The 14,174-nt window shown below is 71.4% G+C and carries 12 protein-coding genes; 7 read left to right on the forward strand and 5 right to left on the reverse strand.

Annotated elements, in window-relative coordinates:
• Positions 1-70: 70 nt before the first annotated feature.
• The 5 genes from PYR91_RS18685 (at position 71) to PYR91_RS18705 (ending at position 5,100) form a co-directional block, all read left to right on the forward strand.
• Entirely contained in the window at positions 71-1,069 is a 999-nt protein-coding gene (locus PYR91_RS18685) for a LacI family DNA-binding transcriptional regulator (protein ID WP_279781173.1), read from the forward strand.
• A 73-nt stretch (positions 1,070-1,142) separates the two neighbouring features.
• Positions 1,143-2,399 (forward strand): extracellular solute-binding protein, encoded by a 1,257-nt coding sequence (locus PYR91_RS18690; protein ID WP_279781175.1) that lies wholly within the window; start codon positions 1,143-1,145, stop codon positions 2,397-2,399.
• A 41-nt stretch (positions 2,400-2,440) separates the two neighbouring features.
• On the forward strand, positions 2,441-3,541 hold the full coding sequence (locus PYR91_RS18695) for a sugar ABC transporter permease (protein ID WP_279781176.1): 1,101 nt from the start codon (positions 2,441-2,443) through the stop codon (positions 3,539-3,541).
• 1 nt (position 3,542) lies between these two features.
• Positions 3,543-4,430: a carbohydrate ABC transporter permease gene (locus tag PYR91_RS18700; RefSeq protein ID WP_279781178.1), complete on the forward strand. Its 888-nt coding sequence runs from the start codon at positions 3,543-3,545 to the stop codon at positions 4,428-4,430.
• Positions 4,431-4,524: 94 nt separating this feature from the next.
• Positions 4,525-5,100 carry a hemerythrin domain-containing protein gene (locus PYR91_RS18705; RefSeq protein WP_279781180.1) on the forward strand — a complete coding sequence of 192 codons (576 nt, stop codon included), beginning with the start codon at positions 4,525-4,527 and terminating at the stop codon, positions 5,098-5,100.
• 56 nt (positions 5,101-5,156) lie between these two features.
• Here the strand turns inward: PYR91_RS18705 and PYR91_RS18710 are convergent, their stop codons facing one another.
• From PYR91_RS18710 to PYR91_RS18720, 3 genes are all read right to left on the reverse strand, one after another.
• Positions 5,157-5,786, reverse strand: coding sequence for a DUF1524 domain-containing protein (locus PYR91_RS18710; protein WP_279781182.1), 630 nt, complete (start codon positions 5,784-5,786; stop codon positions 5,157-5,159).
• A gap of 264 nt (positions 5,787-6,050) precedes the next feature.
• Positions 6,051-6,779, reverse strand: coding sequence for an amino acid racemase (locus tag PYR91_RS18715; protein ID WP_279781184.1), 729 nt, complete (start codon positions 6,777-6,779; stop codon positions 6,051-6,053).
• Between the two features lie 11 nt (positions 6,780-6,790).
• Complete coding sequence (locus PYR91_RS18720) at positions 6,791-7,189, reverse strand: tetratricopeptide repeat protein (protein ID WP_279781186.1); 399 nt, start codon at positions 7,187-7,189, stop codon at positions 6,791-6,793.
• A gap of 229 nt (positions 7,190-7,418) precedes the next feature.
• On the opposite strand from PYR91_RS18720, the gene PYR91_RS18725 reads away from it, so the two are divergent.
• A complete protein-coding gene (locus tag PYR91_RS18725) occupies positions 7,419-7,706 on the forward strand; it encodes a hypothetical protein (RefSeq protein WP_279781188.1) in 288 nt (95 codons plus the stop codon).
• A gap of 508 nt (positions 7,707-8,214) precedes the next feature.
• Positions 8,215-11,433 carry a hypothetical protein gene (locus PYR91_RS18730; RefSeq protein WP_279781190.1) on the forward strand — a complete coding sequence of 1,073 codons (3,219 nt, stop codon included), beginning with the start codon at positions 8,215-8,217 and terminating at the stop codon, positions 11,431-11,433.
• A gap of 108 nt (positions 11,434-11,541) precedes the next feature.
• On the opposite strand, the gene glpK is transcribed toward PYR91_RS18730, so the two are convergent.
• Together glpK and PYR91_RS18740 are read right to left on the reverse strand one after the other, a co-directional pair.
• Positions 11,542-13,059, reverse strand: coding sequence for a glycerol kinase GlpK (glpK, locus tag PYR91_RS18735; protein WP_279781192.1), 1,518 nt, complete (start codon positions 13,057-13,059; stop codon positions 11,542-11,544).
• A gap of 95 nt (positions 13,060-13,154) precedes the next feature.
• Positions 13,155-13,979 (reverse strand): aquaporin family protein, encoded by an 825-nt coding sequence (locus tag PYR91_RS18740; RefSeq protein WP_279781194.1) that lies wholly within the window; start codon positions 13,977-13,979, stop codon positions 13,155-13,157.
• Between the last annotated feature and the right edge of the window lie 195 nt (positions 13,980-14,174).

A 14,174-nucleotide genomic window follows, 5' to 3' on the forward strand; every position in this document is an offset into this window, starting at 1 on the left:
ATTGCCTTTACTTGAACGATCCAATCGTGCCATAGTCCGTCTTGAACGTTCAAATGGCGGAAAGGTAACCATGGCCGACAAGGTGACGATCGCCGACGTCGCCCGGCGCGCGAAGGTGTCGCGGCAGACGGTGTCCAACGTGCTCAACTCCCCGGAACTGGTCCGCGAGGAGACCCGCCAGCGCGTGCGCGAGGCCGTGAAGGCGCTCGGCTACCGCGCCAGCCAGGCCGCCCGGCAGATGCGCACCGGCAGGTCGCGGCTGATCGCCGTGCGCGTCGAGCCCGCCCAGGAGGACGGGATCAACGGCTCGGTGTTCGACCGCTTCCTGCACGGCCTCACCGAGTCGGCCGCCCTCGCGGGCTACCGCGTGCTGCTGTACACGGCCGGCGACCACGACGCCGAGCTCGCCACGTTCGACGACCTGCTCGGGGTGTACGAGCCCGACGCCTTCGTGCTGACCAGCACCGACTACGGCGACCCGCGCACCGCGTGGCTGTGGGGGCAGCGCATCCCGTTCGTCACCTTCGGCCGCCCGTGGGGCGCGCCGCCCGAGCTCGCGTACCCGTGGGTCGACGTGGACGGCGCCGCGGGCACCGCCATGGCCACCCGCCACCTGCTCGACGCCGGCCACCGGCACATCGGGTTCCTCGGCTGGCCCGCGGGCTCGGGCGTCGGGGACGACCGCCGCGCCGGATGGGCCCGCACGCTGGCCGCCGAGGGCATCGACCCGGCGGAGTTCGACCACACCACCGCCGACGGCGTCCCGGAGGGCGAGGCCGCGGCCCACGCGCTGCTCGACGCCGCCCGCCCGGTGACCGCCCTGGTCTGCGTGAGCGACTCGCTGGCGCTCGGCGCGCTGCGGACCGGCCGGCGGATCGCCGTGGTCGGATTCGACGACACGCCCGTGGCCCGCGCCGTCGGCCTCGCCAGCGTCAGCCAGCCGCTGGCCGAGGCCGCGGCGGCCTGCGTCGACCTGCTGGCGCGCCAGCTCGACGGGCCGGGGGACGGCGACGGGCCGCCAGCGCAGGTGCTGCTGGAACCCGCGCTGGTACGCCGCCTGTCGGCCTGACCGGCCGCCCAGCGGGACGGCCGGCGACCACCGCCAACGACAGACCCACCACCACGACGATCAGGACAGTGTCATGAAGAATCGCGGCTACCTCCGGACGGCGGCGCTCGCCGTCGCGACCTGCGGCACCCTTCTCGCCTCGGCGGCATGCGGCAGCGGCTTCGACGAAGGCGGCGCGCAGGGCGCCGCGCCGCAGAGCAGCGGCCCGGCGGACCTGCGCATCCTCATCGGCTCCTCCGGGGAGGCCGAGACGACCGCGGTGAACGAGGCGGCGGCGGCCTGGGCCGAGGCCACCGGCAACAAGGCGACCGTCACGCCCGCGCAGGACCTCGTGCAGCAGCTCGGCCAGGCCTTCGCCGGCGACAACCCGCCCGACGTCTTCTACGTCGACGCCTCCCGCTTCCCCGACTACGCCGGCGTCGGCGCGCTGGAGCCGTACGGGGACAAGATCTCCGACCCGCGGGACTTCTACGAGAACCTGCGCACGTCCTTCAGCCGCGACGGCAAGCTGTACTGCGTTCCCAAGGACTTCTCCACGCTGGCCCTGATCGTCAACGACGACCTGTGGAAGAAGGCCGGCCTCAAGGAGTCCGACATCCCGGCCACCTGGGACGAGCTCACCTCGGTTGCCGAGAAGATCAAGGCCGAGGGCATGGCGCCGCTGGTGATGGGCGACACCCGCGACCGGGTCGGCGCGTTCATGGTGCAGGCGGGCGGCTGGATCGCCAGCCCCGACGGCAAGCAGGCGACGGCCGACTCCCCCGAGAACCTCAAGGCGCTGGAGTACGTCAGGACGCTGCTCAAGGACGACCTGGCGCGTTACCCCAAGGAGCTGGACGCCGGGTGGGGCGGCGAGGCGTTCGGCAAGGGCAAGGCGGTCATGGCGATCGAGGGCAACTGGATCAAGGGCGCCATGACGGCGGACTTCCCCGACGTCAAGTACACCGCCTACGAGCTGCCCGCGGGCCCGGCGGGCAAGGGCACGCTGTCGTTCACCACCTGCTGGGGCGTCGCGGCCAAGAGCCGGCACAAGGAGCAGGCGATCAGCTTCGTCGAGGCCATGACCAAGGCCGACCAGCAGATGACGTTCGCCAAGGCGTTCGGCGTCACGCCCTCGCGCCAGTCGGCCAAGGACGCCTTCGTCAAGGCGTTCCCCGCCGACGCGCCCTTCGTGGACGCCGCCGGGTACGGCCGGGGCGCGGTCAACGCGCCGAAGATGGACAGCGTGCTGGCCGACTTCGACGGCGGCCTCCAGCAGCTGGAGTCGACCGCGCCGGCGGAGCTGCTCAAGCGCCTGCAGAAGAACATCCAGTCGGCACTGGGGAACTGAGCGGCCGGACGGGCGGGAATCGCCACCGAGAGAGGCAAGACGTGGACATCACCGTCGGACGCGGCCGCCGCCTGGGGCGCCGCACGTCCGCCACGCGCGAGAACCTGGCGGGCTGGCTGTTCCTGGCGCCCGTGGTGGCGATTCTCGGCCTGTTCATGCTGCTGCCGATCCTCATGGCGCTGTGGGTGAGCCTGACCGCGTGGAACGGGCAGGGCAGCCCGTTCACCGGGCGGGTGCCCTTCGTCGGGCTCGACAACTACACCCGGCTGTTCACCGAGGACGACCTGGGCCGGCTGAACTTCGTCACGAGCATTCGCAACAACGTCTACTACGTGGCCATCGTCGTGCCGGCGCAGACCGTCCTGGCGCTCGGCCTCGCCCTGGTGGTGAACCGCCGGATGCTCAAGGGAAGGGCGTTCTTCCGCAGCGCGTTCTTCTTCCCCTCGGTGACCAGCTCGGTCGCGATCAGCGTCGTCTTCCTGTTCATGTTCGCCAACTCCGGCGCGGTCAGCGGGCTGCTCGGCGTCTTCGGCATCCGGGGCCCGCAGTGGTTCTCCGACGCCCGGGGCGTGCTGCACCTGCTGCTGAGCGGCCTGGGCCTGGCCGACCTGGACGCCCCGCCGGCCGCGCTGACCGGCGGCGGCCCGCTGGGGTTGTCGTGGTGGGAGTGGCTGTCGGGGCCGAGCGTCGCGATGTGCACGATCATCACGCTGGTCGTGTGGACGACGTCCGGCACGTTCATGCTGATGTTCCTGGCGGCGCTGCAGGACATCCCGGTCACGCTGGAGGAGGCGAGCCTCATCGACGGGGCGGGCCGCTGGCAGCGCTTCCGGTACGTGACGCTGCCGATGCTCAAGCCCACCGTCTTCCTGGTGCTGACGCTGGGGCTGATCTCCACCTGGCAGGTGTTCGACCAGGTGTACGTGATGAGCCAGGGCGGCCCGGCCAAGTCGACGCTGACGCCGGCGTTCCTGTCGTACCAGACGGCGTTCCGCGACTTCGACTACGGGTCGGGAACGGCGATCTCCTTCATCCTGTTCGTCATCATCGTGCTGCTCGCGCTGCTCCAGCGCTGGGTGATGCGCGACCGTGCCGCGGCGCCGGCGTCCTCGCGCCGCGGCGCACGCCCGGGGAGGTCCTGACATGTCGGCCCGTGACGACCGGATGGCACCGCGAGCCGTCCCCCGCCGCCCCGGGGAGCGCCGCGGCCTGGCCGGCACCTTCCTCGGCTACGCCACCCTGATCTTCTTCGCGCTGGTCTTCCTCTACCCGTTCGTCATCCAGATCGCGAACTCGCTGAAGACCGAGCCCGACGCGGCCGCCGACCCGCTGTCGCCGGTGCCCCACCCGCTGACGCTCGACGCCTACGAGCGGGTGTTCCTCGGCACCGACCTGCCGCTGTGGCTCGGCAACTCGCTGCTGGTGACCGTCGCGGTCACCGTGGCGCGGGTCCTCCTGGACTCGATGGCCGGGTACGCGCTCGCGCGGCTGCGCTTCCGCGGGAGGCGGGCGATGTTCGGCGCGATCGTCGCGGTGATCGCCGTGCCGGGGGTGGTGCTGTTCATCCCGAAGTTCCTGGTGCTCAACCAGCTCGGCATGTACGACAGCTACGCGGCGCTGATCCTGCCGGTGCTCGCCGACGCGGCCGGCGTGTTCATCATGAAGCAGTTCTTCGAGTCGATCCCGGTCAGCGTGGAGGAGGCGGCGCGCATCGACGGCGCCGGGGTCTTGCGCACCTTCTGGTCGGTGGTGCTGCCCATGGGCAGGCCCGCGCTGATCACGCTCACCATCATCTCGTTCCAGGGGACGTGGAACGAGTTTCCGCACAGCCTGGTGGCCGTCCAGAGCCCGGGGCTGTTCACGCTGCCGCGCGGGCTGGCCGACCTGGTCAGCGGGTCGCTGGGCACCGGAACCCAGTACCCGCTGAAGCTCGGGGCCGCCGTGCTGGCGACGATCCCGGTCGCGGTGATCTTCGTGGTGTTCCAGCGGTACTTCGTCCGGGGGGCCAACGAAGGCTCCGAGAAGGGCTGAACCCCTTCCATAGCGCCTCGAACCCATGTTTACCTGCACAAATGCAGGCAACGCCCAAGGGAGGGAACACGCCACCGGTACGGGAGGCACAGCCATGGCGAACGTGTTCGAGGTCCTCGAACGGGACCACGAAGAGGTCAAGAGCATGATGTCCGAGCTGGAGTCGGGGCCCGCCGCGCGCGGCATGAGCGACGGCGATCGGCTGGCGAGACGCAAGCGGCAGGTCGAGCGGCTCATCACCGAGGAGTCCAAGCACGAGGCCGTCGAGGAGGAGTACTTCTGGCCGGCGGTCCGCGAGCTGGTGCCCAACGGCCGTGAGCTGGCCGAGCACGCCGTCAGGCAGGAGCAGGAAGCCAAGTTCGTGCTCAACGACCTGATCGGCTTCGAGCCGGGGAACGTCCGGCACGAGGAGATGCTGAGCGCGTTCATCGAGGCGGCCCGCGAGCACATCGCCTACGAGGAGCGGGAGGTCTGGCCCGAGCTGCGCCTGGTGATCAGCCCCGAGCGTGCCGACGAGCTCGGCTCCAAGCTCCAGCGGGCCAAGCGGATCGCGCCCACCCGGCCGCACCCGCACACCCCGCCCAGGCCGGGCGTCCTCAAGGCCACCGGCCCCTTCGTGGGGGCCGCCGACCGGATCCGCGACCTGGTCAGCGGCCGCAGCCGGCACTGAGCGCGCCTTTCCCGCCGCCCGGGGGGACGGCGGGAAGGGCCGGGCCGGGACGCCGGTCAGCAGCGGTCGAGCATGGACGACAGGGCGGACTTCTCGCCGCTGTCGACGGTCAGGCCCCACTCGTACTTCACGTCGATGTAGGCCCGGGCGTAGGTGCACCAGAACGAGGTCAGCGGGGGCTTCCAGCGGGCGGGGTCGGAGTCGCCCTTGGCCTGGTTGACGTTGTCGGTGACGCTCCAGAGCTGGGGGTTGGTGCGGTCGTTGGCGAAGGACTGGCGCCGGGAGGTCGTCCAGGCGTACGCGCCGGAGCGCCAGGCCTCGGCCAGGGCCACCATGTGGTCGATGTCGACGTCCGACGCGGCGGTCCAGGTGGCGCCGTCGTAGGGCGAGGTCCACCTGCCCGAGGTCGCGGCGCAGCTTGAGTTGGTGACGACTCCGACGCCGTCGCGGATGAGCACGGTCTCCCGGGTGTTGCACGCGCCGGAGACGGTGCTCCAGTGCGGGAACAGGTCCCGGTTGTAGCTGCCGGAGTTCCTTTCGACGTCGACGGTGAGGGCCGCCAGCTCGGAGCGGGCGGTGCTCGCCGAGGGGATGTTCGGCGGCGTGAGGGCGTGGGCGGTGCTCGGGGTGAGGGCGACGGCGGCGAACGCGATGGCGGTCGCGGCGAGGACGGGGACTCGACGCACGAGTCTCTCCTTCTGTCTCCGGACCCGGCGCGGCGAGGAGTGCCAGGTCCATGGGGGGTTGACGAGACAGAACGGACAATGTCATTACACGACATATCGCCAAATATCAGCATTTGCTGACGGGAATCAGTCAAGTTGGTGAGGCCCTGCCCTAACAATCCGGCGGGCCGTCACAGGCCAGCGGAGATGGGCGGGAAGGCGCGGATGCCGAGCGCGAGAGCGCGGGGAACACCCCGGAAACCCGGCGTGAACAGGTGGGAGGCGTCAGCCCTCGACGGGGCCGCCGCGCCACGACGGCAGCGGGCGCCGCCCGACGGCGACCTCGAACGCCGCGCGCGCCAGCAGCCGGGTCGAGTCGAGGGTCGGCAGCGGCGACGCGGCAGGGGTCACCAGGAGCGGGATCTCCGTGCACACCAGGGCCACCGCGTCACAGCCCCGCTCGGCCAGCCGCGAGATGACCCGGCCGTACTCCCGCCGTGAGGGCTCGGCGAACACCCCGTTCAGCAGCTCCTCGAAGATGACGCGGTCGACCAGCTCGCGGTCCCCGGGGCCCGGGATCACGGCGTCCAGCCCGCGCCGGGCGAGCGCCTCCGGATAGACGGGCCCCTCCATCAGATAGCGGGTGCCGAGCACCCCCACCCGGCGGCGGCCGTCCCGGGCCGCGCGGCCGGCCACCACCTCGGCGATGTGCAGCCCGGGCAGGGCGAGATCCTCCCCCGGCAGTTCCAGGGCCATGTGGGCGGTGTTGTCGGGGCAGACGAAGAACTCCGCCCCCGCCCGGGCCAGCCGGCGCACGCTCTGCGCGAGCGTCTCACGGATCGGCGGGTGGTCGCCGGCGTCCCAGGACGGCATGCTGCGCGCCAGCGCGATGCAGTCCAGCGTCACATCAGGATGCTCATGCGCGCCGAGCTCCGCGAAGCCCTCCTGGCAGAAGGCCAGGAAGCACAGCGCGGCCCCCTCCGCGCTGTGCGCGAGAACGCCCAGGTGCCTCACGCGGCCGGGCCTCAGCCGAGGTCGGCGGCGAAGATCGAGACCTCCGCGCCGGGCTCCTGCTCCGCGCCCATGGCCACGGCGAGCTTGCGGTAGCCGGCGGCCTCGTCGGGCAGGTTCCTGCGCTCCAGGGTGCGGGCCAGGGCCTCATAGGCCCAGGCGTTCGCCGGCTCCAGGTCGATGAGCTTCTTGAGGGTGCGCTCGGCCCGGGTGAGCTGGGCGCTGTGGAAGTAGGCCCTCGCCAGCAGCTCCACGGCGGCACGGTTGTCGGGGTGGCGGTCGACGACCTGGCCGAGGATGCGCGCCGCCTCCGGGAAGTCCTTGGCGTCGAAGAACGCCTGCCCCCGCTGGTACTCGTCGTAGATCATCAACTCGTCTCCCTTCACCAGGCGCCGTCCGGACTCGCTGGACACCCGGCGATCTTTCAACAACGGCGCGAGTCAACCTCTTCCCGTCAGCGTACGGAGAACCGCGCTGAGCTGGACTTTCTTCGGGCCTGTGGAACGGGGCGCGGGGGGTGGCAGCAAAGTGCCAGCGGCGGGCAGCTTGCTGCCGTCCATTCATCTGGTTCCGAAGCCTCGAAAAGCGGAGAGTTGGTGGTGCGAGAAGAAAACAAAACAACCACCGAAAGAGGAAAAAGAAATGAACTCCACGACCTCCCTCACCGCCAAGATCTCCGCCGGCTTCGTCTCCGCCGCCGTCTCCCTCACCGCCGCGATCGGCCTCTACGCCGCCACGAGCCAGGCCGCCGAGTACGCCCCAAGCACCCACGTCGTCGCCGGCACCACCTGGGACACCCCCGCCGACAAGGACGGCACCACCTGGGACTCCGCCTCCACCAGCGACGACGACGGCACCACCTGGGACTCCGCCAAGCTGCTCGCCGAGGGCGAGATCCCCGCCGACGACAACGGCACCACCTGGGACTGACACGGAAAGCGAAAAAGCCAGGCCCGCCTTCACCGTACAACAAATAAACAGGTAAATCCGAGAATCCACCAGCCGTCCAAGAAACGGCGAACCGCACGAATTCCCGGCCAGGCTGAGTATCCGGCCCGCTTTCCCCGCAAGGCGTGACGTCGACCGCCATCGGAAACCGAGGCCCCAGCCGCGAACGGCCCCCGCACCAGCCACCGCCCTCCCCGCCGGGCCCTCCCCTGCCATCGCTCGCGCCACCGAACGCCGCGCGGGCCCGGACACCGCCCTCACGGCCAACGCCGGCCCTCAAGGACGGGCGCGGGGGTTTGAGTAGGGAGGTACTCATGTACTCCCCCGCGAGCCATCACAGACTCTCCCTTGCTGCCATATGGCCAGCTATTCGCGACGTATCGCATGGTCCTCACGCATCCGGCGACGGCTGACGGAGTGGGGTACGGACGCCGATCTCGGGGCGCCGTGCGCGAGGCCACCGCATCGACGGCATCTGGGAGGGGTCTCGATGACACACACCACGGCGGCCGCGCCGCCGGCACGCACCAGGGCACGCGCGAGACGCGTCACAGGCGGGAGATGGGGGCCGGCGCTGGTCGCCGGCGTCCTGCTCGCCGGGCTGACCGGCGTCATGCCCGGCCCCGCCGCGGCCGACACCAGCGTCACGCTGGCCGTCCGCGTCGACTACCTCAAGCAGATCGAGAACCCGGACGACGCCTCGGGAGACGGGGACTACTACCCGGTCGTCAAGATCGGCGACGTGACCTTCCCGAGGGGCCCCCGCATCGAGGACGACGAGTTCGAGCCCCTCGGCACCTCCGAAGCTCCCAACGGCTGGTTCTTCAGCCGCGTGGTCGACATCCCGGGCGACGCCACCACGGTGCCGGTCACCATCCAGATCTGGGACTACGACAGCGACCTCAACTTCGACGACGACCAGATGGACATCAGCCCGCGTAACGAGGACGTGGAGCTGAACCTCCTCTACGACGTCGTCACGAACACGTTCACCGGCGACGACCTCGCCGTCGGCACGCCGTGCCTGCGGGACGGCCGGCCGGTGGGCCACACCTGCGCCGAGGGCGACGGCGACCACGGCATCCCCCGGGTCAACGACGGGCGCCAGACGCGGATCGGCTTCACCCTGACCTCGACCGTCGGCGCGAGCACCGACAGCGACGGCGACGGCCTGAGCAACCTGGCCGAGATCCACGGCATCCGCAACCCCGACGGCTCCATGGCCCTGGACCTGAGAAGGCTCGGCGCCGACCCGCTGCGCAAGGACGTCTTCCTGGAGCTGGACTACTCCGCCGGCCAGGCGCCCACCAGGGCGGACGTCCAGGCGATGAAGAACGCCATGCGGGCCGCCCCGGTGGACAACCCCGACGGGTCCCGAGGCATCAACCTGTGGGTCGACACCGGCGCCCTGGTCGACACGACCGCCCGGCGCCAGCAACCGGCCGGCACGTGCACCGACGACCGCGACAACGGGGGCGACCTGCTCACCGACGGCGCCGACCCCGACTGCGCCTTCCTGGACACCAGCGTCGAGGACCCGCTGCCCGGCGACTGCAACAACGCCGACACCGGCAACCCGGCTTGCCTGGTCGGCGACAACCTCGGCGGCGGCGCCCTGATCGGCGCGCTCGGCAACTGCGGCATCGACACCGCCTTCGTCAACGCCGCGAACACCCAGTTCGCCGCCGTCCGGCGCGGGGTGTTCCGGTACGCCATCAGCACCACCCAGGACGTGGACACCGATGGCGGCGGGCCGGACACCGGCTGCGGCATCGGCGGGCAGGCGAGCACCAACAACCGCTTCTTCGTCGACTACAACCACGACGGCGGCACGCTGCTGCACGAGCTCGGCCACACCCTGGGGCTGGAGCACGGCGGCGACACGACCGTGAACTGCAAGCCCAACTACGTCAGCGTCATGAACTACGACCTGCAGGGCGGCGTCCCGCGGGTCGGGGGCGGCACCGTCCTGGACTTCTCGCCGCCCCGCCTCGCCCTGGACGGCACCTCGCGCGGCACGGTGCCCGGTCAGCTCGTCGAGACCGCGCTGACCGAGCCCGGCACGCGCCTGGACCCGAACGACAACGCCAACCGCTACCGCTTCGTCGACGGCCTCGACCAGGATCCGGCCACGCCCGGCGTCCAGGGCCGCAAGATCACCGAGGAGCTGAACGACGAGCCCGACTGGAACGGCGACGGCGACAAGACCGACACGACGGTCACGCCGCCGGTGAACATCAACACCGCCGGCCCGCCCGACGCGTTCGGCGTGCGCAGGCCGCGCGGCTGCGTCCCCCTGATGAGCAGCGCCGACACGCTGACCGGGTTCCACGACTGGAACAGGGTCGCCGCCTCGATCGCCTACCCGGGCTTCCTCGGCGGCCCCCGCAGGTCCGAGGCCGTGGAGCCGATCGTCGCCCAGCCCGACTTCGAGCCGCTTCCGACGCGCGAGGACCTGGACCGCACCCGTGAGGCGGCCAACAGCACCGACGTCGGCGTGGCGATCAGCGCCGCCCCCGACCCCGTGAAGGGCGGGGAGACGCTGACCTGGAAGGTGACGGCGACCAACCACGGGCCCAACCCGGCGAGTTCGGTCGTGGTCACGACCACGCTGCCGGCCGTGGTGTCCTTCGTCGACAGCAGCGTCCCGTGCGCCAGGGACGGCGCCGTGCTGCGCTGCGGCCTCGACGAGCTGATCCCGGGCGCCGCCCGTGAGATCACGATCCGCGCGAAGGTCCCCGACAAGGTGGTGCACGACGGCGTCACCTGCACGATCACGGCGACGGCCGTGGTGGACAACCTGGCGGGCCCCGACCCGGGCGCGGCCAACGACACCGCGAGGGCGGACACGCGGGTGCTGGTCGCCACCGGCCTGAAGGTCGACGGCCCCGCCAACGTGGCCAACGACCACCCGGCCACGCTGCGGGCCACGCTCACCGACGCGGCCGGCGGCCCGGTCGCGGGCCGGGCGGTGGTCCTGACCCTCGGCGCCGGAACCTCGGCGCAGTCGTGCACGGCGACGACGGACGCGGCGGGCGTGGCGCGGTGCGAGATCGCCGTCGTGGCCCAGCCGGCCACGGCGACGAGCGCGGCCGTCACGGCGGCCTACGCGGGCGACGCCTGTTACCTGCCGTCGTCCGCCTCGGGGACGGCCAAGCTGCTGTACCACTCCGGCCGGTCGTACGCGCTGTCGGTCAAGACGCTCCTGCTGCCGCAGACCGTCGTGGCCGACACCGGCGAGGTGTCCACGGCCTCCAGGTCGGCCACCGAGCGGACGGCGGCCACGCTGTCCCTGCCGCTCGTCGGCGCCTCCGCGCTCAAGGCGAGCGTGGTGACCGGGGCGGGCGCCTCCACGGGCCAGGCGACCACGGGGACGGTGGACATCGGCCTTCCCGGGCTGCCGGCCGTGCGGATCGGCAACGTCAAGGCCACCTCCACCACCCGGTGCCAGGTGGGGCCGTACACCGCCGCCGCGGCCGGCACGGTGGAGATCGGGTCGTTGACCATCGGCGGCGTGGCGCAGCCGGTGGGCACGGTCGCTCCCAACAGCACCATCAGGGTGGGCACGATCACGGTGACCATGAACGAGCAGAAGCCGGTCGCCGGGGCCTCGGCGGGGATGCTGGTCAACGGCCTGCGCGTCAGCGTCCCGGGGGTGGCCGACGTGGTGGTCGCCTCAGCCAGGAGCGCCGTCCACAACTGCCCGTGACCTCCTGAGGAGGAACGACTCCCCGGACAGGCGGCCTGTGGGCGGGCCGCCGGGCGGGCCGGTCGCGTCGGCACCTCGACGCGGCCGGCCTCGCCGTGCGCCGGGGGCTCAGTCGACGTCGACCCAGTCGAGGGTGCGCTCCACGGCCTTCTTCCAGGCGGTGTACCCCTCGGCGCGCCGCTCCTCGGACCAGGTCGGCAGCCAGCGGCGGTCCTCGTTCCAGTTCCGCTTCAGCTCCTCGGTGGAGCCCCAGAAGCCCAGCGCGAGACCGGCCGCGTAGGCCGCGCCGAGTGCCGTGGTCTCGGCGACCACCGGCTTGGACACCGGCACGCCGAGCACGTCGGCCTGGATCTGCATGCACAGGTCGTTCGCCGTGACGCCGCCGTCCACGCGCAGCACGTCCAGCGGCACGCCGGAGTCGTTCTTCATGGCCTCGACGACGTCGCGCGTCTGGTAGCAGATCGCCTCCAGCGTGGCGCGGGCGATGTGCGCGTTGGTGTTGTACCGCGACAGGCCGACGATGGCGCCACGCGCGTCCGACCGCCAGTAGGGCGCGAACAGGCCGGAGAAGGCGGGCACGAAGTACACGCCGCCGTTGTCGTCGACCTGGCGGGCCAGCGACTCGCTCTGCGCCGCGCCCGAGATGATGCCGAGCTGGTCGCGCAGCCACTGCACGGCCGACCCGGTGACCGCGATCGAGCCCTCCAGCGCGTACACCGGCTTCTCGCCGCCGAACTGGTAGCAGACGGTGGTGAGCAGCCCGTGCTCGGAGCGCACCAGCTCGTTGCCGGTGTTGAGCAGCAGGAAGTTGCCCGTGCCGTAGGTGTTCTTGGCCTCGCCGACGCCGAAGCACACCTGGCCCACGGTCGCCGCCTGCTGGTCGCCGAGGTCGCCCGAGAGCGGCACCTCGCCGCGCAGCGGCCCGCCCGCACGGGTGACGCCGTACAGCTCGGGGTTGGAGGAGGGGCGGATCTCGGGCAGCATCGCGCGCGGGATGTCGAAGAACGACAGCAGCTCGTCGTCCCAGTCGAGCGTCTCCAGGTTCATGAGCATCGTGCGGCTGGCGTTGGTGGGGTCGGTGACGTGCACGCCGCCGTCGGTGCCGCCGGTGAGGTTCCACAGCAGCCACGAGTCGGTGTTGCCGAACACCGCGTCCCCGGCCTCGGCGGCGGCGCGTACGCCGTCGACGTTGTCGAGGATCCACTTGATCTTGCCGCCGGAGAAGTACGTGGCCGGCGGCAGCCCCGCCTTGCGGCGGATCACCTCGCCCTTGCCCTCGCGCTCCAGCGCGCTGGCGATGCGGTCGGTGCGGGTGTCCTGCCAGACGATGGCGTTGTAGTACGGCCGCCCGGTCCTGCGGTTCCAGACCACGGTCGTCTCGCGCTGGTTGGTGATGCCCAGCGCGACCAGGTCGGCCGCCGACAGGTTGGCCTTGCCGAGCGCGGTCTCCACCACCGCGCGGGTGCGCTCCCAGATCTCCACGGGGTTGTGCTCGACCCACCCCGCCTGCGGGAGGATCTGCTCGTGTTCGAGCTGGTGGCGGGCGACCTCGTTGCCGCCGTGGTCGAAGATCATGAAGCGGGTGCTGGTGGTGCCCTGGTCGACCGCTCCGACGAAGTCAGCCATTGATCGTTGCCTCCCTGGTGGCCTTCTGGCCTGTGGCCGGCACTGCTTGTGACCTTGGACCGGCGCACGCTCCGTTGCGGCGCCGGTCGGCGTCCTTACTTGACGGCTTCTCTCTCGGTGGGGACGGTACCCGGCTCGGGCTCCTCCACGGAGGGCAGGAAGCGGGCGATCAGCGCCTGATAGAGGCCGGCCCCCAGCACGGCGCCGATCAGCGGCCCGAGGATGGGCACCCAGAAGTACAGGTTGCCGTACTGGTCGCGCCAGGCCGTCTCGTAGCCGGTGAGGAACGAGGCGAGGCGCGGCCCGAAGTCGCGGGCCGGGTTGATCGCGTAGCCGGCGTTGGTGCCCCAGGCCATGCCGATCGCCACGACGATGAGGCCGATGACGAACGGGGCGAGGTTGGCGGCCGGAGAGGTGTTGTTCATGTCGGTGACCGCGAGGACGAGGAACAGCAGGATGGCCGTGCCGATCACCTGGTCGCGGAAGGCCCCCCACTCGTGCACCGGCAGGGTGCCGTTGCCCGGCAGCGTGGAGAAGACGCCCTGCGTGGCGATGGTGTGCCCGGGGTCGACCTTGGACAGCACCTCGTCGTAGTTCCACCGCACGAGCATCGCGGCCAGGAACGCGCCGGCGGTCTGCGCGAGCGCGTACGGCAGCACCTTGCGCCACTCGAAGCCCTTGAAGACGGCCAGCGCGACGGTGACGGCGGGGTTCAGGTGCGCGCCGCTGGCGCGCCCGGCGACGTAGATGCCGAGGGTGACGCCGAGGCCCCACGCCCAGGCGATGCTGTCGTGGTCGCCGATGCCGCCCGCCACCACCTGCGCGACCACGGCGGTTCCGAAGAGGATGAGGATGAGGGTGCCCGCGAACTCCGCGGCCAGCTCGCCGATCAGGCCGGGGGCTTCCTTCGGTCTGGCCATGGTCTCTCCTTACTGCGTCGCCGTCCGGGCCGCCTGGGATGGGCCCGGCGTGTCGCGTCCCATCGGTGCGCGAGGATGCGGCCGACCGGCTCCCGCCCCACGCACGATGCCGTGACCAGCAGCAACACTGCACCCCGCACGGTGCCTTCTACGCCCAAGGCTCGGTAAAGCTTTTTCCGCCCCTCCCCGGCATGC

This window comes from Sphaerisporangium sp. TRM90804 (assembly GCF_029846175.1).
Classification (GTDB): Bacteria; Actinomycetota; Actinomycetes; order Streptosporangiales; family Streptosporangiaceae; genus Sphaerisporangium.